The following is a 22,303-nucleotide window of genomic DNA, read 5'->3' on the forward strand; positions in this document are numbered from 1 at the left end:
TTACGCTATTACATATTTCTTTTAACCTCTCCTTATTTATCTCTCATTTTCCCCGCACTTTCCCTCTTATTTATTTATCTTAAATTTCGCCAATAAAAAAGCGGATCATCTGATCCGCTTTTGTTTGTCTGGTTAGATTACCATTGGTAACCGATACCCACACCACCAGAGTAGTGGCCTTCGCTGTTCGCTGTACCGGTAAGTTTCAATAAGAGTTTACCGTTATCGCTTGCACGAGAGTAACCCACTGCGATAGCTGATGCACCGCTGTAAGCACCGCCTGCGGCAGCAACCATCGATTTACCCGGAATAAACACTTGCGGTAACGAAGATGACGCTGCAGAGCTTGCGCCAATACCACGTACACGTTTATCAAGTTTGTTGACTTGATTTGCAATGTTACCTACGCCGTTTTGTGTCGCCGCTTTAAGTTGTGACACGTTAACTGCATCGGTATCTTCTGTACCTGGTGCAACGTTAGTAATCTTAACGGCATTGCCATTAGCATCAGCCACTTTAAGATCGTTGCCAACGTTACTTAATGCTACACCACCGCCATTGCCGTCAGTTAAATGAACGGTTTGTGAGGTCACACTGGTAAAGGTTGGGTTCATGCTTGTAGCGATAGATACGGAGTTACCTGATTGAGTAAGCTCAATATTTTTACCACCGTCAAATGTCACAGTATTACCCATGGCCACTTGAGATAAGCTAGAACCTGTTGTATTACCCGTTGTGGTAATATTCCAACCTTTCGCAACTTCGGTCGATAAATTGCTAACGTTTTGGTTAGTTGCATATAACTGGCTACCATTCACCGCTTCTTGGCTGGTGCTATTTAAGGTTGCCGCTTTCACGCCGTCAATTTGACCATCGTCTTTAATTTCAACGTTACCAATAGTCGCATTGCCATCACCGATAGTGGTTTTCGTTCCTACCGTCATGTTGTCATCAGCGTGAACTGAATTAAAGGTTGGATTTTCAGCAATTTTAATCACTAAATCACCGTTGCTGTCCACATCCACAATCACGTTTTTACCGCTTGCGGCTGCTTGTTCAGCTAACTCACCTTTAATCACCACTGTATCACCTAATTTTTTAGTCGTGGTGTTCGTCGCATTATTACCTGCAAAGGTTAACTCGCCACTGAATGATTTGGTTAAGTTGTAAAGTTGGCTACCGTTTACGGCATCCGTTGATGTCGCAGAAATATCACCATTCGCTACGCCAGTAATCTTATCACCACCCACACTTAAACTATCTCCGGTGGAGGTTAATCTCGTGGTGTTATCACCAGAACCGATCGTGGTGCTATTAACCGCAATGTCTTTTGCCAAATCATAAGTCACGCTGCTTGTGGTGCCATCAGTACTGATGTTTGCCACTAAGTTTTTACCTGCAACATAAGTTACAGTATCACCTGCATTGATTTGTGCAGAGTCGCCACCTTGGGTAACGGTTTGTGTTGTTTCACCCACTTTGATAGTGTGGTAAGCCTCATTCACCGCTTTCACCAATGTCGTTGCATTAACAATACCTGCACCGTTTTCAGTTGCTGCTTGACCGTTACTTGTTGTGGTTGTACCTGAAGTAATGGCCTCTAAATTACCTGTTGTGCTGTTTACGGTGATCGTTTTATCATCCGTTTTCGCACTCACATTGTAAGTTGTGCTACCGTCATCATTTGTCTTAGGTGTTACCGTTACGCCTTGGTCACCCTCAACGTAAGTTTTATTTTTAGCAACCGTGTCGTTTAACTGTTTAACATTAACTGCATCGCCATCTTCTACACCTTCACCCACGTTATTGATTTGGTTTCCACCCATATCAATGGTTGAACCTGCATCAATGGTTAAGTTACCACCTTTCAAGTCTTTCGCTGTAACGGTATCTACATCAATACTTGAAGATAAACCATAAGTGATTGTGTCGCCAACAATGTTTGCTTCTAAGTTTTTACCCGCAACATAAGTCACTTCGTCGCCTGCTTTGATTGTTGTTGAACCATCGTGGCTCACAACTTGATCGTCTGTATCTTTAGAAGTGACAGTATAGTAAGCGTTGTTAATTGCCGTGACCACATCACCTGCAGTAACGAGGTTGTTTTTATCACCCTCAGTAATTTGCGCTTTACCGCCTGGGGTTGTCGTTGTGGTTTCAGTCACAGTGCCATCTGGTGCAGTAACTTTAACGGTGCTTGTTGTTGGCTCAGATGTACCTAAAGTCGCAGTCTTCGCCTCTAACTGACCTGCCGCATTGATGGTAACCGTTGTGCCATCGGTTTTCGCACTCACATTGTAAGTTGTTGTACCGTTAGCATTCTCGATAGGTGTTACTGTTACACCTTGGTCGCCTTCAACATAAGTTTTGTTTTTCGCTACAGTGTCGTTTAACTGTTTAACGTTTACTGCATCGCCATCTTCTGTACCAGCAGCTACGTTATTGATTTGGTTTCCACCCATATCAATGGTTGAACCCGCATCAATGGTTAAGTTACCGCCTTTCAAGTTCTCAGCTTCAACAGTGTTGGCTTTTACAGAGTTCACATCAATATCATTTGATAAACCGTAAGTGATGTTATCGCCTGTGATATTCGCTTCTAAGTTTTTACCTGCGATGTAGTTGATGCTATCGCCTGCGTTGATTTTCACTGAACCTTCGTTGCTTACAACTTGATCATCAGTATCTTTAGAAGTTGCTGTGAAGTATGCACTGTTAATTGCGTTCGCCACTGTACTTGCATTTACAAGGTTATCCCCTGTGCTACCGCTAGATACGGCGATTGAACCGTTGCTGTTAGTCGTATTATCTAACGCACCCGTTACAGCCGCTAAGTTACCGTCAGTATTTACAGTGATGGTTTTGTCATCAGTTAACGCTTTAACAGTGTAGTTTGAGCTACCGTCAGCATTTTTCATTTCAGTAACATCAATACCGTGTACACCAGTGATGTTTTCATCAGCTGCTGTTGCCGCTTTAGTTGCATTGCTTTCAGCTGTTTTTAACTGGCTTACGTTTACTGCGTCAGTATCCGCTGTACCTGCTGATACATTGTGAACTTGGTTATTACCCATATCCACTTCTGAATCTTTGCTTACAGTGAAGTTGTGAACAGTTGTGTTACCAGTAGAAACTAAATCTTTAGTAGTTACTTTCTCAACTGCGGTTACTGTGGTTACAGTAATATCTTTCGCCAAGTCGTAAGTTACGTTGCTAGTTGTGCCATCTGTTGAGATGTTCGCTACTAAGTTGCTACCTGCAACATAGTTTACCGTATCACCTGGGTTAATTTGCGCAGATTTGCCACCCTGTACAACAGTGTCCGTGGTTTTACCTACTGCAACGGTGTGGAATGCATTGTTTACAGTATCTACTAATGTAGTCGCGTTCACAATACCAGCGCCGTTTGTAGTTTCCGCACGACCATTGTCATTAGTTGTTGTACCTGAAGTGATTGCTTCTAAGTTGCCTGTAGTTGCATTTACTGTGATTGTTTTATCATCAGTTTTTGCAGAAACAACATAGTCATAACCGCCAGAAGTGGTATTTGCTACATTTGTAACTACCACACCGTGCTCAGCTGTAATTTGTTCATTACCTGCTTTAGCGGTTGCAGTCGTTGCGTTTAACTGGCTTAAATTCACCGCGTCATTATCGCTTGTACCGTTAGATACGTTGTGAATTTGGTTTCCGCCCATATCGATGTTTGAACCTGAATCGATAGTTAAGTTACCACCTTTCAAGTTTTCAGCTTCAACAGTGTCTGCTTTAACAGTTGTCGCATTCACATTTCTCACGTCAATATCTTGTGATAAGCCGTAAGTGATTGTATCGCCTGAAATGTTCGCCTCTAAGTTTTTACCAGCAACGTAAGTGATCTTATCACCCGCACCGATTTGTACTGTACCTTCGTTACTTGTAACTTGGTCAGTCGTGCTCTTAGACGCTGCGGTGAAGTATGCACCATTGATTGCATCCGCTAATGTGCTTGCATTAACTAATGAACCGCCATTTGTACCCGCACTTACAGAACCATTGTTTAATACTGAAGTTCCAGCAGTTACAGCTTCTAAGTTGTTTGTAGTGCTGTTTACTTTAATGGTTGAACCGTCAGTGTTCACATTGTATTTAATGTTTTGACCGTCAGCTGCGGCAGTTGTACCTGTACCATTCACAAAGTTCACGTCTTTGTTATCTTTAGTGATGGTTTCAACTACTTGACCATTTACAGAAGTGGTGAAGTTTTGGATTGCAGAGTTTGCAGTCGTATTCACTTCTTTTAACTGGCTCACGTTTACCGCATCAGTATCTTCAGTACCTGCTTTCACATTATGGATTTGGTTGCCACCCATATTGATGTTGCCATCTGGGCTAACAGTTAAGTTGCCAGTGGTTAAGTTAGTCGCAGTTGCATTACCTAATGTGCTGTTTGCCGCAGTGATATTGTTCACTGTAATGTCGTCAGCTAAGTCGTAAGTTACTTTGCTTGTTGTGCCATCTGTTGAGATGTTTGCAACTAAGTTTTTACCAGAAACATAGCTTACGGTATCGCCTGGGTTAATTTGTGCAGAACTTCCACCTTGCACCACTTTTTGTTGGGTATCACCAACATTAATGGTGTGGAACGCATTGTTTACGGTATTTACTAATGTAGTTGCATTCACAATACCATCACCGTTTGTAGTTTCCGCACGACCATTGTTATTCGTGGTTGTACCTGAAGTAACGGCTTCTAAATTACCTGTGGTTGTATTTACTGTGATTGTTTTATCATCAGTTTTCGCAGTAACGACATAGTCATAACCGCCAGATGTAGTATTTGATACGTTTGTAACATTCACACCGTGCGTACCAGTAATGTTTTCATTACCTGCTTTAGCGGTTGCGGTTGTTGCATTTAACTGGCTTAAATTCACCGCGTCATTGTCGCTTGTACCGTTAGATACGTTGTGAATTTGGTTGCCACCCATATCGATGTTTGAACCTGAATCGATAGTTAAGTTACCACCTTTCAAGTTTTCAGCTTCAACAGTTGTTGCATTCACATTTCTCACATCAATATCTTGTGATAAACCGTAAGTAATCACATCACCTGTGATATTCGCCTCTAAGTTTTTACCTGCAACATAAGAAATCTTATCGCCGGCACCAATTTGTACTGAACCTTCGTTGCTAGTAACTTGGTCAGTTGTGCTTTTTGAAACTGCGGTGAAATAAGCGTTATTAATTGCATCAGCCACAGAACTTGCATTCACTAAGCTAGAACCTTTATCGCCCGCATCTGCTTTACCCGCATCAGTTGTGCCAACTGCTGTAGTAACCGCAGAAACATTACCGTCTTTAATGGTAACAGTTGAACCATCAGTTTTCACATCAAAAGTAAGGTTGCCGTTGTCTGAACGTGCAGTAGTTGCATTACCATTGATGAAGTTAATATCTGTGTTTGTTTTATCAATAGTTTCCGCTTTTTCACCATTTACAGAAGTGGTGAAGTTTTGCAATGCAGAATCTGCGGTGTTTTTAACTTCTTTTAACTGGCTTACGTTTACTGCATCAGTATCATCAGTACCCGCTGTTACGTTATGGATTTTGTTATTACCCATATCAATGTTGCCATTCGGACTAACAGTTAAGTTACCAGTGGTTAAGTTCGTTGCAGTCGCATTACCTAACGTGCTGTTTGCAGCAGTTAAGTTATTGAATTTAACGTTTTCAGTAGTTTGAACCGTGAAGTTAGCACCGTTTTGAACCACTTTGATGTTATCGCCAGCGGTTAAAGTAACGGTTTCACCTGGATTAACGACTTCATTGCTTGTGCCGCTTACTTCACCCGTACCAGTTTTCGCTGAAGTTGTAACGAAACCACTATTGTTGATTGCAGCTGCAATAGAACTTGCGTTCATTAAATCCGTTGCATTACCGCCAGAAGTTACGGCAACTTTACCTGTGTTATCAGGGGTTAATGTTGTGGTTACCGCTTTAACGGTGTAGTTTGAGCTGCCGTCTGGGTTAGTGGTGTTAGTTACCAAAATACCATTTTCACCAGTGATGTTTTCATTCGCCGCATTTGCAAGGCTAGTGGTTGCATTTAACTGGTCTAAGTTCACCGCATCAGTACCTTCAGTACCTGCTTTCACGTTGTGAAGTTGGTTATTACCCATATCCACATTTGAATTCGGTTTAACAGTGAAGTTAGAAACTGTGGTATTACCTAAAGTGCTGTTCGCCGCTGTAATGTTATTTACAGTGATGTTTTCAGCCAAGTCATAAGTAATATTTGTGTTTGTGCCAGAAGTCGCGATATTAGAAACTAAGTTTTGACCAGCAACATAAGTGACGGTATCACCTGCTTTAACTGGATCTGAGCTTCCGCCTTGCGTGATAGCTTGTTTAGTCTCACCCACTGCAACAGTATGGAACGCATTGTTTACTGTATTTACAAGTGTTGTCGCATTCACAATACCACCGCCGTTTGTGGTTTCCGCACGGCCATTGTTATTCGTTGTTGTGCCAGAAGTAACCGCTTCTAAATTACCCGTTGTTGTATTTACTGTGATAGTTTTATCATCAGTTAAAGCTTTAACAACGTAATCTGTACCGCCAGTTGTGGTGTTGGTTGAATTAGTAACGTTCACACCGTGCGTACCGGTAACGGTTTCTTCTGCCGCTTTCGCTAATGCGGTGACGTTAGAGATGTTATCGGTTAATTGTTGCAATGCCACGGCATCGTTCGGTTGGGTACCGTTAGATACGTTTTGAATACGGTTATTACCCATATCCACAACGTGGTATGGTGTAACAGTGAAGTCGCCGGCTACTGTTGCTGGACCATTAACTTTTAAAGAACCGCCCGTAATAGAGCCATTTGATGTAAGGGTATTTGCGGTTAAATCACCGCCGAAAACAGGACTTTCAGCAAATTGAATAACCAAAGTACTTTCATTCGTTACTGCTGTATTAATGTTATGAGAGCTCGCCGTTTTTGAACTATCCATCGTACCAACGACATTAAGCGTTTCACCATTTTTTCTATTAACTGTACCGCCAGAATTTCCTGCAAAATTCAAGCTCACGTTATTCACCGCACCAGCCACAGTTGAAGCATTCACAAGGCTGTCGCCAGTAGTTGCTACGGCTGTTTTATTTGTGCCTGTTGGTGTGATGTCGCTGGTTACCGCAGTGATGTTATTGCCATCAAGTTTAATGGTTTTACCGTCGGTATTTACATTATAAGTAATGTTAGTTTTGGTTACGTTGCCATTGCCGTCATCTGCAACTTGATCAATAACTGCCGTTGTGCCCGTACCGTTTACGAAGTTAATCACATCAGATTGTTTAACTTTCTTATCTTCGGTTGTGCCGTTTTCTTGCAATTCCCAACCCATATTTAATAGGTAGTCGGTTACCGCATAAAGTTGTGAACCGTTGATTGCGTCGGTAGAACCTGCAGAGATGTTACCAGAGGCTACGTATTTGATTTGGCGTGGATCGGTTGCATTACCTACAGAAACGTAATTACCAGAATCCCCTTCAGCAACTACACCAGAAAAGCCTTCAATATGTGCACCTGAAATATCCACGAATTTTTCAGGGGTCGCAGGTGAACCTGTTGAACCATCACCTAACACCACAGAACCTGAATCGGCAGCAGTAACGTTGTTACCTAATACAACAGTGTTGTTACCAGTAACGGTGTTGTTATAACCTACCGCAGTAGAATCATCTGCTTTAATCGTGTTGTTATTACCTAATGTATTTGAGTGATTACCTGTAAGCGAAGTATTCGCACCAAAGGCATTTGAAGCATCACCAGTAACAGACGTTCTTGTGCCAAAGCCGTTTGAAGAATCACCAGTAACACCTGAACCCCAACCAACGATTTGTGAGTATTCACTGCCTGCAAAAACGTGTGCGTTCTGACCTATTGCCACAGAGCCACGAGCGTCTGCTTCAACGGTCGCCCCGCCACCAATCGCAGTAGAAACTTCAGATTCTGTTTTTGAATTCTGACCCACCGCAACTGCTTGGTTTTGGCTTGCATTAGAACCTGCACCGACGGCAATAGCACCTTGTTCTCCAGCATCACTTTGTACCGCTTTTGCTTGAGCACCAATCGCAACACCATTATTTGTTGAATTAGTGATATAACCGATAGATACAGCATTAACCTCAGATGCATTTGCCGTATGACCGATGGCTACAGTATAAGCGCCCGACGCATTTGCATTTAAACCGACGGCAACTGAAGGTCCCGCAGATGTATTAGCACTTGCATTATTACCAACGGCAATACCTGAGTATTGAGCATCAGCATCTTTACCAATAACAATGGCATTACTATGTGCTTCACTACCTTCACCAATGGCGATACCGTAGGTTGCATTTTCTTGCGCTACCCAATTACCACCACTTGTAGCTAGATTATCAACTGTACCATAGACAGGAACCCACTGGTCTGCTGCTTGTGCAGTGCCAATAGTTGCACCCATAAGGCCTGTACCCGCAACCGCAATGGCAACCGCAGAAAGTGACACTTTCGCCGTGCTGCTTGATTTTGTTTTTCCTTTTGCTTTACCCAATTCTGAGGTGACCACAAAAGCCCCAATGCTCGCATTCCAAATTACGCGGAAAATTTTATTCATTTAAATACCCTATTTAATGTAAACGAATGACACACATTCGTTTATTGATGAAGAAAAAAACTGCGACATTTCCAGTGTCGCAGATGAAATAGGCAAAAAAAGCAGAGACTTCGCCCCTACTTAATCTACCCGACGACGTTGTTCCAACTAACTTAACGGAAACAAGACAACCATACATCCGTTGCCTCTAATAAGCCCTAACTTTATTAAAATCCCTAAAGCTAGCCTACACACGCCGTTTAATTTTCAGTTAAAACATAAAAAATCGTTGTCATTATACACCGATTATTTTTGAACACAACAACAACAACAACAACAACAACAACAACAACAACAACAACAACAACAACAACAACAACAACAACAACAATTAATTATGATGTTTTTTTGAGCATTTAGCAATACAAGAGGTCTGACCAGATATTCAAAGGAAATAATAAATTAAAAGGCCTCGCACTGGTGTACGAGGCTTAAATAAAGTGGGGTACATTCGGAAATGCGAAAGACTTGTTTAAAAACGAGCGAGAAGTAGCCCGATAATTAGTCCCCGTTTAATTCATTAATTTCTTCACTTCCTCAATCGGTAAACCGACCATTTCAGAAACAAATTGTACATCAAGACCTCTATTCAACATATTTCTGGCGCTATCTTTGAGCCCTTCTAAGCGTCCTTTTTTCAAGCCTTGCTCTAATCCTTGCTCTAATCCTTGCTCTAATCCTTGCTGTAACCCTTGCTGTAACCCTAACTCCATTCCCTCTTCTTTCCAATATTGTTTTACCGCATATTCGTCCCATTTACGTTTTAGGCTAACATCATACATTTGTTTTTCCTCCTGATTAAGTTGGGTGTATTCGGCAATGCTAAAAACTTGTTCGAAGACGGGCGAAAAATAACCCGATAATTAGTCCCCGTTTAATTCATTAATTTCTTCACTTCCTCAATCGATAAACCGACCATTTCAGAAACAAATTGTACATCAAGACCTCTATTCAACATATTTCTGGCGCTATCTTTGAGCCCTTCTAAGCGTCCTTTTTTCAAGCCTTGCTCTAATCCCTGTTCTAATCCTTGCTCTAATCCTTGCTGTAACCCTTGCTGTAACCCTAACTCCATTCCCTCTTCTTTCCAATATTGTTTTACCGCATATTCGTCCCATTTACGTTTTAGGCTAACATCATACATTTGTTTTTCCTCCTGATTAAGTTGGGTGTATTCGGCAATGCTAAAAACTTGTTCGAAGACGGGCGTTTGGAAGTGCGCTGAAAATTGGTCTAGTTTGGGCATGTTTTTGAGTAAAAATAGCCATCTTTCTAAATCTGTTTCTAACTGGTCTTCGGATTTGTCAAAATTTAGCAGCTCAATATAAATAAATCTCAGTTTATCATAAAAAATTTCGCCTGTCTTTTGGTCACATAGACAAATATTATGCAATACATTTTGGCTTTGAGAGAGTTGAAAATTATCCATAATAGCAATCACATAAACTTCACTAATGTCGTAAGCCCATTCTGCTCGGTTGCCGTGGGGTGCTTGATCGCTAATAAGTTTAGCCCCGTAATAAATAGTACGTTGTTTAAAATGGGCTTGTTTACTGCGTTGTACTTCAATAATAAATTGGCTGCCGTCGTCTGCGGTGCAGGTCAAATCAAAAATCACAGTACCTTGTTCTTCAGTGGCACCTGGGTGCTCGTTTTTGTTGTACATCAGATCTTTGATAATTTTTCGACCTTGAAAGAGATCATTTAAAAAGGCAATTAAAACGGCTTTGTGACTTTCTCGGCCAAATACACGTTTAAAACCGTAGTCAGTGGTGAGATCGAGATAACGGGTAGGTTGAGGTCTGTACATATTCTGGGTTCCTTAGTTGTTTGAAGAAACCCAGTTTAGGAGGTAGGGGACGAAAATTGCAAGAATGGATGTGTCGTTTTGGAATCAAGATCACAAAAATTGATCTCGTAAGGGGCAAAACTGCATGTATTAATCAGCTACGCCCCTGATTCTGATTCCGCTTTTAAACGAGCAATCAATTTCGTATTCGCCGGCGGAAATAACCCCGCATCCAATTCACTTTGCGCTAGCCAAAATCCCTCTTGTCCCTCACGGCCAAAGGGTTCGCCGACCCATTCTTCTACGAGATAGAAATAAAAATGAATAATTTTGGTCGGGTATTCAAATAAAAATTGCTCAAAAAGTACCGCACTTAGCACATGCAAGCCGATTTCTTCTTCAATTTCACGTTTTAAGGCTTGTTCTGGCGTTTCGCCTTTATCCACTTTGCCCCCCGGAAATTCCAAAGATTGCGCAAAATCTTGTCCCTCAAGGCGTTGAGTGAGATAAATTTGGCCAAATTCATTACGAATAATACCTGCTGCGACCTGTACCGATTTTTTCTTCATCGCATGATGTTCCTATAAAAAAGAGTGCAGTTTTCACCGCACTCTGCTTGATTAAACCTGAGTCGCTCGATTGCCATGGCAATGCTTATATTTCTTGCCCGAACCACAAGGGCAAGGTTCATTACGACCAATTTTGCGTTCGCTTTCCGCCATGGCCACTTGTTCATTCACTTCTTCCGTGGCACCGTTGTATTCTCGGGCTTTGGCTTGTTGTTCGGCAGCTTGTTGTTGCTGTTGTTGCGCTTGTTCCACTTCTTCCGCAGAACGCACTTGCACTCGGCTGAGAGTTCTCACCACATTGAATTTTAACGCCTCGAGCATGTCCGTAAACATCGCAAAGGATTCTTTTTTGTACTCTTGTTTTGGATCTTTTTGCGCATAGCTGCGTAAGTGAATGCCCTGACGTAATCTGTCCATGGCGGCTAAATGTTCTTTCCAAAGTTCATCAAGGGTTTGTAACATAATGCCTTTTTCAAAGTTACGCATGGTTTCTTCGCCGACCATTTCTTCTTTGCGTTGATATTCGCTGATGGCGGCCTCGACGACTCTTTCACGTAAGGTATCTTCGTTAAATTGATTGTCTTCCTCTAACCAATGTTGAATCGGTAAATCCAAGGCGAAATCTTGACGTAAACGGGTTTCTAAACTCGGGATATCCCATTGTTCTTCCAAAGATTGTGGCGGAACATATTCATCAATTACCGTATTAAACACATCGGTACGAATGGCTGCAATGGCCTCAGACACGTCGCCGTTATCCAATAATTCATTGCGTTGTGCATAAATCGCATGACGTTGATCGTTGGCCACATCATCATATTGCAACAGGTTTTTACGACCATCGAAGTTATGCGCCTCCACTTTGGCTTGGGCCGAGGCAATCACTTTGGCCAACAATTTGGATTCCATGGCCTCGCCCGCGGTGCTAAAGGCTTTGCGCATCATATTCAGCTTGCCCTCGTTTAAGTAAATACGCATTAACGCATCATCTAAAGAAAGATAAAAACGAGAGGAACCAGGGTCACCTTGACGGCCAGAACGCCCACGCAACTGGTTATCAATACGGCGTGATTCATGGCGCTCGGTGCCGATAATATGTAACCCGCCCGCTTGCATCACGATATCATGACGTGCTTGCCATGCGGATTTAATCGCCTCAATTTGTTCTAGCGTTGGGTTGTCTAGTTTGTCAATTTCCGCTTTCCAGTTACCGCCTAACACAATATCTGTACCACGGCCGGCCATATTGGTGGCAATGGTGACCGCCCCCGGATAACCCGCATTGGCCACAATTTCCGCCTCTTGGGCGTGGAATTTGGCGTTTAATACATTATGTGGAATGCCTGCTTTTTTCAGTTCATTGGAAAGCAATTCGGATTTCTCAATAGAGACCGTACCGACCAACACAGGCTGATGACGAGCCACGCAATCTTTAATATCTTCAATAATCGCATTAAATTTATATTGCTCGGTTTCAAACATGACGTCTGTTCGGTCATCACGGATCATTGGACGGTTGGTTGGGATCACCACGGTTTCTAAGCCATAAATTTGTTGAAATTCAAAGGCCTCGGTGTCTGCTGTCCCCGTCATACCGGCTAATTTTTCGTATAAACGGAAATAGTTTTGATAGGTAATGGAGGCGACAGTTTGGTTTTCCCCTTGAATTTTCACGCCCTCTTTGGCCTCAATGGCTTGATGTAAACCATCTGACCAACGGCGCCCCGCCATGGTACGGCCAGTGTGTTCATCCACGATCACGATTTCACCGTCTTTGACCACATAATCCACGTCTTTTTGGAATAAGGTATGGGCTCGCAAAGCGGCGTTAATATGATGAACCAACCCCAAACGTTGTGGCGAATACAGACTTTCATTTTCGCCCATCAAACCTTGTTCAATCAGCCATTGTTCGCATTTTTCTTGACCTCGTTCGGTCATATTCACTTGCTTGTGTTTTAAATCTAAAGAGTAGTCGCCCTCCCCTTGGAAATCCTCACTGTCCTCTTTTTCTTGTTCAATTAAAATTGGCGCTAACTTATTGATGGCAATATATAATTCTGAGCTGTCCTCGGCGGGTCCTGAAATAATTAACGGGGTACGTGCCTCATCAATTAAAATGGAATCCACTTCATCCACTAAGGCGTAATGCAACGGACGTTGAAAGCGTTCTGCGGCGGAATGGGCTAAATTATCCCGTAAATAGTCAAAGCCTAATTCACTGTTGGTGGCATAGGTGATGTCTGCTTGATAAGCCTCACGTTTCACTTCGGGCGGTAAACCTGGGACGTTGACCGCAACGGTCATACCTAAAAATTCAAATAATGGGCGGTTAGTTTCCGCATCACGGCGAGCCAAGTAATCATTGACTGTCACCACATGCACGCCTTTACCAGTTAAAGCATTGAGATAACAAGGCAAGGTGGCGGTTAAGGTTTTCCCCTCACCGGTACGCATTTCGGCAATATTGCGGTTGGTCAGCACCATGCCACCTACGAGTTGCACATCAAACGGGCGCATGCCTAAGGTTCGTTTACTGGCCTCACGCACCGTGGCAAAAGCCTCGGGTAAAAGTTGTTCAAGGGTTTCGCCTTGGCTCAAACGTTGACGAAACTCAGCGGTTTTTGACCGCAGTTCGTCATCGGTTAAGGCCTCAAAGGTGGGTTCAAGGGCATTGATTTTTTTAACTTGTTTATTTAAACGGCGTAATACACGGTCGTTACGACTACCAAAAATTTTGGTGGCAATGGTTGTTAACATAATATTGTTTCTCTTTATAAAAATAGATGGCGTTTTCGTCAAACACGAAAACAGGGAAATAAGAATAACGCAATATTATGCTAACGGACTGCCTCGAATCGGCGCATGTTCGGCCAAAATAGCGGCCACAAAGTGCGGTTGAAATTCCGCCTGTTTTATCGCCATCACCCCATGGGCAGGCGGATAATTAGCCGGCTGAATCTCTTGCTGACTCTGATAAATCGCACGCAATACCTGTTGTTGCATGGATTGGTTTTGATAGGCGGGCGGATAGTCCGCTGAACGCTCCACCACCTGAACATCAGGCAAGGCAAAGATCGCAATCATACTGACGAGTAATTGCGACCAGAAATTGTGCTTACCTTTTGTTAATGTCATTATTTTTAGTTATCTCAGAAAAAGTGATCGAATTATACCGAAAATCCGTTAGAATGTCGTTAAATATTGGGACGATTGATGAGAAAACAAGCGATGAAACAAAAACGTTATGAAAAAGCCGTCAATATCAAGGATCTGTTAGCCAGATCAGAGCTGGCGAAGATCATGAAAAAAGGCTTATTAATTCATGAATTAAATGAGAAATTAGGGAAGATTTTTCCGGCTCAATTTAAAGGTTTCTATCGCCTTGCGAATTTCAGCGAAAATAGCCTGAATATTGAAGTGGCCAATGCCATGGTGCGACAAAGTTTGTTATTTCATCAACAGACATTGTTGGGCATGATTCAACAAGACATGCCCCATATAACGAAATTGACGTTTAGGATTAATCCAGCATTGGGGCAAGGAAACTGAAAGTGCGGTGTGTTTAACATCAGATTATTTTCACCGCACTTTTCCTTTGCATAACGTTTAGCGCTAAACATCAAACATGGTATACCGACGAATCTGATCAAAATCCGTGCGATTGTATAATTGCCCATTCTCAAAAATAAGCTGTAATTTATCGTCACTGAAATCCGTGTCAGCGGTTAAGCCGTCAATGTAATGATCTAAATCCACCACTTTGACTCGTCCCTTTTGGGATTTTTTCAACCCGCTGTCTGTTTTCGGGGCTTTGAAAATCGCTTTCTCAACCCCGTTGATCGTAATCGAGGTGGCTTTGACCGCAAAACCGAGGGTATCTCTTGTATTGCTTTGATACGTACGGGAGCCGACGCCAAACACGATATTACTGGAGGCAAACCCTTTTTCTTGTAATCCCTTGAGAATATTCACCATTTTCTCAAAGTTTACGCCATCACCATAAATAACGCCGATATGCGGATCTAACACTTTATAGCCTTTACGATTGACCGTGCCACCAAAAATATCCCATAAACTTTCCACTAAGCCTTTGCGTTCTACCTCAGTTTCAGCTTGCGCATTGCCACACAAAATTGCCATGGCCTCGCCACTGTCAGGACGAATAACGACACGGGCATGTTCAGGGCGAGCCATAATTTCATCTTTTAACAGCGGTAAATTGACGGCAATGTTATGCCAAAAATCCGTGGTATCTGCCACGATTGAAATCATATTATTCGGGAATTTCTGCATAAGATAACGAAAAGTCGGCAATTCATCCACACCGTGAGAACTCATGACGGAATGTTCACTGGCGGGAATTGAGGTACCGACTAAATTTTGGCTGCCGTAGTAATAATCCACATAAGAAATGGCCGGAATGGTATCGGTGCCTAAAAAGGCGGTTAAATGTCCTGCGCCCGAGGTTTCTGCACTTTCTAAGGAACTCATGCCTCGCATAGAAAAATCGTGCGATTGAAAATTAATATGATCGTGGTTATCACAGGTTTGTTCGGCATATTGCAACAAGGTTCGACGATATACTCGGGCAATGGAGGCGGAGGTAATCGGTTGCCATAGAGACACATTAATCAAGGTTTCCACATAATTGGTCAGCCAGAAAAAATCCTTATGGGTATTTTCAATGGTCATCATTGGCACCCGCATGGCCACCGATTGCCCCTCCGGAATGGCTTTAATGCGGAGCGGTAAATAGCCTAAATCATGTAATTGTGCAATATGTTCGCCCGTAGTGTCCATACCTAAGGTGCGCTGAATAAACGCCACATATTCCTTGACGACTTGCTGTTTTGGGCGAGCAAAAAAGTTCAGATTAAAATAGTTCAGCAAATATTTAATAATAAAGGCTTGAAAACCAAAGGAAACCGCACGATCCAAATGGGGCGCTAAGTGATTACTGCGAGGCGTGAACGTGCTGTAAATAATTTCGGCATGCTCAGGATATTGTTCTCGGTGAGAGACTTTATAAAAATCACATAACAACATAGGAATGGCTGTTGTCGGTTGTAAATAAGGGGGTTGGGGTTGAGAATGTAGCATAAAACTTTCCTCACATGTCAATTCAGTGGTGAAAAGTTTAGCAAATTTCCATAAAAGAGGAAATATATATTACAAATTTATTTTATATTGCAAAAATAGTCGTATTTTGTAATATTTATTTCACTTTAAACACGGCAATTAATTCCCCGACCTTAATACGGCGAGCGCCATGTTGGCTGATGGAACGCTGTACTCGGATTTTGCGAAATCTGGCGCCTTTGTAAATCTGACGAGTAAATTTCGTGTCGTGGTTGGAAATTAATACCGGAATATTCCGCTCTAATTGGGTTTGTTTCGCCAGTTCCGCCAACGCCTGTTGGTGTAATAAGCCGAAATCATGACCGGAATATTGGGTGAAGTTGCTACTTTGCGTTAAAGGCGCATACGGCGGATCGCAATAGATCACCGAATGTTCATCTGCCATGGCAAAGGTTTGCTGAAAATCGCCACAAATAAACACCGCACTTTGCGCTTTTTCGGCGAAATAACGCATTTCTTGTTCAGGAAAATAATGGTTTTTATAGGCGCCAAAAGGCACATTAAATTCGTTGTTGGCGTTGTAACGACATAATCCGTTAAAGCCAAAACGGTTTAAATACACAAATAAAACTGAACGGATAAAAGGATCCGTGGAACGGTTAAATTCTTCACGACGGGCGTAATAATAACTTGCTGAATTGGCCTCGGGATGGAAGAAAATCGGTTTCAACGTATTGATATAATTTTCCACATCGGCTTTTATGGTATTAAATAGGTTTATCAGATCGGGATTGATATCCGCTAAAATATAGCGTTCAAACTGGCTATTTAAAAACACCGAGCCAGCGCCCACAAAAGGTTCAACAAGGCATTGTTTCTGTTTTGGCAACAGTCGATTAATATCATCCGTTAAGCGAAATTTGCCCCCCGCCCATTTTAAAAAAGCGCGGTGTTTTTTTACGGATTTTTTCGCCTGTTTTGCCATGAGATAAAAAGCAACTAATCAGTTTGCGTACAAGCCATAATGGCGGATAACACCAAGGCTTTGTCAATGTCGCTTGTGACATAGGCTTGCCCTAAATGGCGTAACAACACCAAACGCAATTTACCCGCTAACACTTTTTTATCACGCATCATGTGCGGCAAATAATCCTCGGGTTGCATGGTATCGGGACTGACCGTTGGCAAATTGGCTCGGGCTAATAATTTCTCTAAACGCCCGACGTCTGCTTGGCGGATATTGCCGAGTTGTTCAGATAACGCTGCCGCCATCATCATGCCTACGGCGACTGCCTCACCATGTAACCAGTTGCCATAACCCAAATGGGTTTCAATGGCATGACCGAAGGTATGCCCTAAATTTAATAAGGCACGGTCGCCTTTTTCGGTTTCATCACGGGCCACCACGTCCGCTTTAATCTGACAACAGCGAGCAATACAATATTGCAATTCCGCTTGTTTTAAGGCGACGAGCTGATCAATATGCTGTTCTAACCAATCAAAAAACGGTAAATCTAAAATGGCGCCGTATTTAATCACTTCCGCCAAACCCGCATTGACTTCCCGTTTCGGTAAGCTGTTCAGCGTCAAGGTGTCTACAATCACGGTGATGGGTTGATAAAACGCCCCAATCATGTTTTTGCCTAACGGGTGATTAACGGCCGTTTTGCCGCCCACGGAGGAATCCACTTGCGCCAATAACGTCGTCGGGATTTGAATAAATTTAATGCCACGTTGATAACTTGCTGCTGCATAGCCCGCCACATCACCAATCACACCGCCACCCAAGGCGATCAGCGTGGTATCTCGGCCGTGATTTTCTTTTAAAAGTGCGGTGAAAATTAAGTCTAAAGATGGCAAGGTTTTGTATTTTTCGCCATCCGGTAATAACACATGGCTCACTTGGCAACCGATTTTTTCAAGGGTTTGCGTGACCGTGGCTAAATACAAGGGTGCAACGGTTTCATTACTCACAATCATCACTTTATCGCCCGCTTTCAACGGATAAACAGCGGGATCTTTGAGTAAGTTTTCGCCAATGTAAATGGGGTAACGGCGTTCTTTTAATTCAACATTGACAGTTAACATATTGCACCTTTTAACCTTAATTCAGGGAGAAATTAATTTTGAAAATTATCAATCAAATCAATAATCTGATTGGCCATTAATTTCGCACTTTGTTCATCTGTGGGTAACACGATATCCGCAATTTCTTCATATAACGGATTACGTACTTTGGCTAAATCTTCCAACACTTGGCGCACATCATCTACCCCTTGCAATAACGGGCGTTTTTTATCACGTTGAGTACGTTCATATTGTTTATCCACGGTGGTTTTTAAGTAAATTACAATGCCCCGTGCGGATAAATGATTTCGGGTATCTTTTGACAACACTGCGCCACCGCCCGTGGACAGCACGATCCCTTGACGCTGAGTGAGCTCGCTAATAATACGTTCTTCACGTTTGCGAAAACCCGCCTCGCCCTCAATATCAAAAATCCAGCCAATATCGGCCCCTGCCCGAGATTCAATTTCATTATCGGAATCAACAAATTCCATGCTTAGTTGTTGGGCCAACTGACGACCAATCGTGCTTTTGCCCGCCCCCATAGGTCCAACTAAAAAAATATTACGTTTTTCTGCCATTGTTATTATCTTTTCATTATTATTAAAGTAAAAAATTGACCCAATATCGTAAAAATTTCTCAACGATAAAAAAAGGATCACCAAAACGGCGGAATTATCTCAATAAATGCCCTATGTTTTCAACCTTAAATCGCAATTTATTTTGATTCTTCCACCAAATATCACTTATCCCCTTGGATGAAATTTCTCATGCAAGCGTTTTAAGCGTTCTTTTGCCACATGGGTGTAAATTTGCGTGGTGGATAAATCGCTATGCCCAAGCAACATTTGCACCACTCGCAAATCCGCCCCATGATTAACTAAATGGGTGGCAAACGCATGACGTAACACGTGTGGTGACAGGCTTTCGGTATTAATTTCCGCTAAAATCGCATAATGTTTAATGCGGTGCCAAAAGGTCTGCCTTGTCATTTGTACGGCTCGTTTACTTGGAAACACCACATCTGAACTTTGCCCATTCAGCAACATCGGACGCCCATATAACACAAACTGATTGACCCAATAAGCCGCCTCCTCGCCCATTGGCACAATGCGTTCTTTATTGCCTTTACCAATCACCCGCACCACGCCTTGTTGTAAACTGATACTGTCCATGGTTAAGGACACCAATTCCGTCACTCGTAGACCGGTAGCATATAACAGCTCCAACATGGCTTTATCCCGTAATTCGAGCGGTTCATCAGTACAAGGGCAATCAAGTAAATCGCCCACTTGTTCTTCGCTTAAATATTTCGGTAGGCGACTGGGTAATTTCGGTGAACTTAATACTGCACTAGGGTCATCTTGGCGGTATTGTTCCCGATACAAATATTGAAATAATTTGCGCATAGCACTGAGCAAACGTGCCGTGCTAGTAGCCTTATAGCCTTTGTCGACACGTTCACCGAGAAATTGTTGTAAATGCACCGCATCCACTTCGATCAGGCTCAGCATTTGCTTGGCTGACCAGTCAGACAGTGCGGTGAGATCAAGGCGATAAGACTGAATCGTATTATCTGACAAGCCCTTTTCTAACCAGAGTTCATTTAAAAATAAATCAATCAGTGCGTTATCTTTCATGCTGCTTTACATTATAACCCAAAATCTTCAGGTAAATGTTTCAAAATATCCCCCCAAATGGCGGTACTGCGTTCACGGTGTAACGCCATACAAGCGGCCACTTGCTCGCTATCTTTCATTTCACAAGCCTGTTGCAAGGCTTGATAAAAGGCCAAGGCAATTTGACGTGAAGTGGGATTCACAAAAAATAAATGCGCCACCTGATGATACATTTGCTTAAAGCTATTTAAAATCAAGCCATACACCGGTTTATTGGCAATAAAGGTAAATTGACGGAATAAATAATAATCAAATTTTGCATAAGCCTGTGCGTCGTCAGAAAGTGCGGTTAAATTCTCGAATAATTTTAAAGATTCCTCTGGATTCAGACGAACCGCCTCAGGAATATAATATTCCGCCATTTTGGTACGCAGTGACACCACATTAGCAATAATGGTTGGCATAATGCCACGATCAAGCTGAATAATTTTACTGATAATATTCGGTCCGCCGGTTTCCCAAATATTGTTCACATGGGTCGGTTTACCATGTTGAATACTCAACCACCCCTCTCGAGCCAAACGTTGTAGCACTTCACGTAAGGTGGTGCGAGTCACACCGATTTTATCCGCTAATTCACGTTCTGCAGGTAAGTCGGTGCCAGCAGGAAAATGCTGATTCCAAATACTTTGCACAATATATTCTTCGGCTAAGGCCGCAGGGCTTTGTGCTTTTAATAATGGTTGTCGATTCGTCATATTTAGCTACTTTGTTTAATATAGATCAAAAAAATACTCAAAAAGAGCAAAGATACTAGCAATTTTTTCATTTACAGGTAAGAATAGTAGCCTATTATCAGTTTAAAATAATAAATATGCAAAGCATATTTTTAAAGGGTGTATTTATATGACGTATGTTCAAGCATTTATGAATAACTTTTTGGGCAAAAGTCCCAATTGGTATAAAGTCACGATTGTGGCATTTTTATTGATTAACCCTGTTATTTTTTGGATCAATCCGTTTGTTGCTGGATGGTTATTGGTGGTCGAATTTATTTTCACTTTAGCCATGGCATTAAAATGCTATCCTTTACAGCCAGGTGGGATGTTAGCCATTGAGGCCATCACTATCGGCATGACCAGTACCGCCCATGTTAAAGCCGAAATTATGGCGAATTTTGAAGTGGTTCTGTTACTGATTTTTATGGTGGCAGGCATTTACTTTATGAAACAATTATTGCTGTATGCGTTCACCAAATTATTGCTTCGTATTCATTCTAAAATTGTGTTATCCGTGTCATTCTGTTTAAGTGCGGCGTTTCTTTCTGCGTTCTTAGATGCGTTAACCGTGATTGCGGTCATTATCAGTGTGGGCATGGGATTCTATGGGGTTTATCACAAAGTCGCCTCAGGTGCCTCCTTTGAGGATTCCACCGACATTACCAATGACGATAAAATTAATCATCACCAACAAACTTTAGAAGATTTTCGCGCATTCTTACGGAGCTTATTAATGCACGCTGCCGTCGGTACGGCCTTAGGTGGCGTGATGACCATGGTCGGTGAACCGCAAAACTTGATTATTGCAGAGCAGTCAGGTTGGCAGTTTATTGAGTTTTTCTTCCGTATGTCACCGGTGACTATTCCTGTTTTATGTTTAGGTATCGCCACCTGTGTGTTGGTGGAAAAATTTAGCCTATTTGGCTACGGCACCAAGTTACCCCGTAAAGTCTGGTCTGTATTAGCGAAATTCGACCGTAACCAAGAAACCAAAATGACCGCACAAGATAAAGTCAAATTATGGGTACAGGTTTTTGTGGGCGTTTGGTTGATTATCGGGTTAGCGTTCCACTTAGCCTCAGTGGGCCTAATTGGGTTAAGCGTGATTATTTTAACCACCTCTTATTGTGGCATCACCAGCGAACACGAAATTGGCCGTTCTTTCCAAGAATCCTTGCCGTTCGCTGCCTTATTAGTGGTCTTTTTCTCCATTGTCGCCGTGATTATCGATCAACACTTATTTGCGCCATTAATTCACTTTGTCCTTAATGCCGCAGAAAATGTCCAACTTTTGCTGTTCTACGTGTTTAATGGCTTATTATCCGCCATTTCTGATAACGTATTTGTGGCCACAGTTTACATTAATGAGGCCAAACAAGCCTTAATGGAAAATTCTATTTCCGCCCAACAATTTGAATTGCTTGCGGTGGCCATTAATACGGGAACCAACTTGCCATCCGTGGCCACACCAAACGGACAAGCGGCGTTCTTATTCTTGCTCACCTCTTCACTTGCGCCATTAATTCGTTTATCCTATGGCAGAATGGTCTATATGGCCTTGCCTTACACCATTGTATTAACCCTTGTTGGGTTGATTTCCGTAGAATTTATTCTCCCTGGTGCCACACAATGGTTAACTAATATGGGGTTAATCGGTAGTCCACATATTCCATTGGAATCAATGGTTGGTCATTAATTTGTTAAGAAAGGAACAAGC

Annotated in this window: 14 protein-coding genes; 2 read left to right on the forward strand and 12 right to left on the reverse strand. The window is 42.4% G+C overall.

What is annotated here, in order from left to right:
• Nucleotides 1-137 precede the first annotated feature (137 nt).
• From ACTG7Q_RS04760 to secM, 6 genes are all read right to left on the reverse strand, one after another.
• Nucleotides 138-8,642, reverse strand: coding sequence for a YadA-like family protein (locus ACTG7Q_RS04760; RefSeq protein WP_439241406.1), 8,505 nt, complete (start codon nucleotides 8,640-8,642; stop codon nucleotides 138-140).
• Nucleotides 8,643-9,193: 551 nt separating this feature from the next.
• Nucleotides 9,194-9,463 carry a hypothetical protein gene (locus tag ACTG7Q_RS04765; protein WP_439241408.1) on the reverse strand — a complete coding sequence of 90 codons (270 nt, stop codon included), beginning with the start codon at nucleotides 9,461-9,463 and terminating at the stop codon, nucleotides 9,194-9,196.
• Between the two features lie 92 nt (nucleotides 9,464-9,555).
• A complete protein-coding gene (locus tag ACTG7Q_RS04770; protein ID WP_439241410.1) occupies nucleotides 9,556-10,491 on the reverse strand; it encodes an Rpn family recombination-promoting nuclease/putative transposase in 936 nt (311 codons plus the stop codon).
• A gap of 137 nt (nucleotides 10,492-10,628) precedes the next feature.
• The gene (mutT, locus tag ACTG7Q_RS04775) at nucleotides 10,629-11,039 is read right to left on the reverse strand and encodes an 8-oxo-dGTP diphosphatase MutT (RefSeq protein WP_439241412.1); all 411 of its coding nucleotides are present in this window, start codon (nucleotides 11,037-11,039) and stop codon (nucleotides 10,629-10,631) included.
• A gap of 51 nt (nucleotides 11,040-11,090) precedes the next feature.
• Entirely contained in the window at nucleotides 11,091-13,799 is a 2,709-nt protein-coding gene (gene secA / locus ACTG7Q_RS04780; RefSeq protein ID WP_439241414.1) for a preprotein translocase subunit SecA, read from the reverse strand.
• A gap of 75 nt (nucleotides 13,800-13,874) precedes the next feature.
• A complete protein-coding gene (gene secM, locus ACTG7Q_RS04785) occupies nucleotides 13,875-14,177 on the reverse strand; it encodes a secA translation cis-regulator SecM (RefSeq protein WP_439241416.1) in 303 nt (100 codons plus the stop codon).
• 93 nt (nucleotides 14,178-14,270) lie between these two features.
• Here secM and ACTG7Q_RS04790 point away from each other — a divergent pair, with 93 nt between their 5' ends.
• Nucleotides 14,271-14,591 carry a DciA family protein gene (locus ACTG7Q_RS04790; protein ID WP_439241418.1) on the forward strand — a complete coding sequence of 107 codons (321 nt, stop codon included), beginning with the start codon at nucleotides 14,271-14,273 and terminating at the stop codon, nucleotides 14,589-14,591.
• Nucleotides 14,592-14,654: 63 nt separating this feature from the next.
• Here ACTG7Q_RS04790 and ACTG7Q_RS04795 read toward each other — a convergent pair whose 3' ends face one another.
• The 6 genes from ACTG7Q_RS04795 to fadR form a co-directional block, all read right to left on the reverse strand.
• Nucleotides 14,655-16,142 carry a nicotinate phosphoribosyltransferase gene (locus ACTG7Q_RS04795; RefSeq protein ID WP_439241420.1) on the reverse strand — a complete coding sequence of 496 codons (1,488 nt, stop codon included), beginning with the start codon at nucleotides 16,140-16,142 and terminating at the stop codon, nucleotides 14,655-14,657.
• Nucleotides 16,143-16,257: 115 nt separating this feature from the next.
• A complete protein-coding gene (locus ACTG7Q_RS04800; RefSeq protein WP_439241422.1) occupies nucleotides 16,258-17,106 on the reverse strand; it encodes a Dam family site-specific DNA-(adenine-N6)-methyltransferase in 849 nt (282 codons plus the stop codon).
• Between the two features lie 14 nt (nucleotides 17,107-17,120).
• Nucleotides 17,121-18,209: a 3-dehydroquinate synthase gene (gene aroB / locus ACTG7Q_RS04805; protein WP_439241424.1), complete on the reverse strand. Its 1,089-nt coding sequence runs from the start codon at nucleotides 18,207-18,209 to the stop codon at nucleotides 17,121-17,123.
• A 32-nt stretch (nucleotides 18,210-18,241) separates the two neighbouring features.
• Nucleotides 18,242-18,769, reverse strand: a complete 528-nt coding sequence (gene aroK / locus ACTG7Q_RS04810; protein ID WP_439241426.1) for a shikimate kinase AroK — start codon at nucleotides 18,767-18,769, stop codon at nucleotides 18,242-18,244.
• A gap of 165 nt (nucleotides 18,770-18,934) precedes the next feature.
• Entirely contained in the window at nucleotides 18,935-19,828 is an 894-nt protein-coding gene (gene xerD / locus ACTG7Q_RS04815; RefSeq protein ID WP_439241428.1) for a site-specific tyrosine recombinase XerD, read from the reverse strand.
• An 11-nt stretch (nucleotides 19,829-19,839) separates the two neighbouring features.
• Nucleotides 19,840-20,565, reverse strand: coding sequence for a fatty acid metabolism transcriptional regulator FadR (gene fadR / locus ACTG7Q_RS04820; protein WP_439241430.1), 726 nt, complete (start codon nucleotides 20,563-20,565; stop codon nucleotides 19,840-19,842).
• A 148-nt stretch (nucleotides 20,566-20,713) separates the two neighbouring features.
• On the opposite strand from fadR, the gene nhaB reads away from it, so the two are divergent.
• Entirely contained in the window at nucleotides 20,714-22,282 is a 1,569-nt protein-coding gene (nhaB, locus tag ACTG7Q_RS04825; RefSeq protein ID WP_439241432.1) for a sodium/proton antiporter NhaB, read from the forward strand.
• Nucleotides 22,283-22,303 lie beyond the last annotated feature (21 nt).

Origin of the sequence: Lonepinella sp. BR2474 (assembly GCF_051851555.1) — a bacterium.
Taxonomy (GTDB): Bacteria; Pseudomonadota; Gammaproteobacteria; order Enterobacterales; family Pasteurellaceae; genus Lonepinella.

Bases quoted from the DNA above. Each gene is read 5' to 3' on its own strand.
- ACTG7Q_RS04760 (WP_439241406.1), bottom strand. From the start codon at position 8,642: ATGAATAAAATTTTCCGCGTAATTTGGAATGCGAGCATTGGGGCTTTT.
- ACTG7Q_RS04765 (WP_439241408.1), bottom strand. From the start codon at position 9,463: ATGTATGATGTTAGCCTAAAACGTAAATGGGACGAATATGCGGTAAAA.
- ACTG7Q_RS04770 (WP_439241410.1), bottom strand. From the start codon at position 10,491: ATGTACAGACCTCAACCTACCCGTTATCTCGATCTCACCACTGACTAC.
- mutT (WP_439241412.1), bottom strand. From the start codon at position 11,039: ATGAAGAAAAAATCGGTACAGGTCGCAGCAGGTATTATTCGTAATGAA.
- secA (WP_439241414.1), bottom strand. From the start codon at position 13,799: ATGTTAACAACCATTGCCACCAAAATTTTTGGTAGTCGTAACGACCGT.
- secM (WP_439241416.1), bottom strand. From the start codon at position 14,177: ATGACATTAACAAAAGGTAAGCACAATTTCTGGTCGCAATTACTCGTC.
- ACTG7Q_RS04790 (WP_439241418.1), top strand. From the start codon at position 14,271: ATGAAACAAAAACGTTATGAAAAAGCCGTCAATATCAAGGATCTGTTA.
- ACTG7Q_RS04795 (WP_439241420.1), bottom strand. From the start codon at position 16,142: ATGCTACATTCTCAACCCCAACCCCCTTATTTACAACCGACAACAGCC.
- ACTG7Q_RS04800 (WP_439241422.1), bottom strand. From the start codon at position 17,106: ATGGCAAAACAGGCGAAAAAATCCGTAAAAAAACACCGCGCTTTTTTA.
- aroB (WP_439241424.1), bottom strand. From the start codon at position 18,209: ATGTTAACTGTCAATGTTGAATTAAAAGAACGCCGTTACCCCATTTAC.
- aroK (WP_439241426.1), bottom strand. From the start codon at position 18,769: ATGGCAGAAAAACGTAATATTTTTTTAGTTGGACCTATGGGGGCGGGC.
- xerD (WP_439241428.1), bottom strand. From the start codon at position 19,828: ATGAAAGATAACGCACTGATTGATTTATTTTTAAATGAACTCTGGTTA.
- fadR (WP_439241430.1), bottom strand. From the start codon at position 20,565: ATGACGAATCGACAACCATTATTAAAAGCACAAAGCCCTGCGGCCTTA.
- nhaB (WP_439241432.1), top strand. From the start codon at position 20,714: ATGACGTATGTTCAAGCATTTATGAATAACTTTTTGGGCAAAAGTCCC.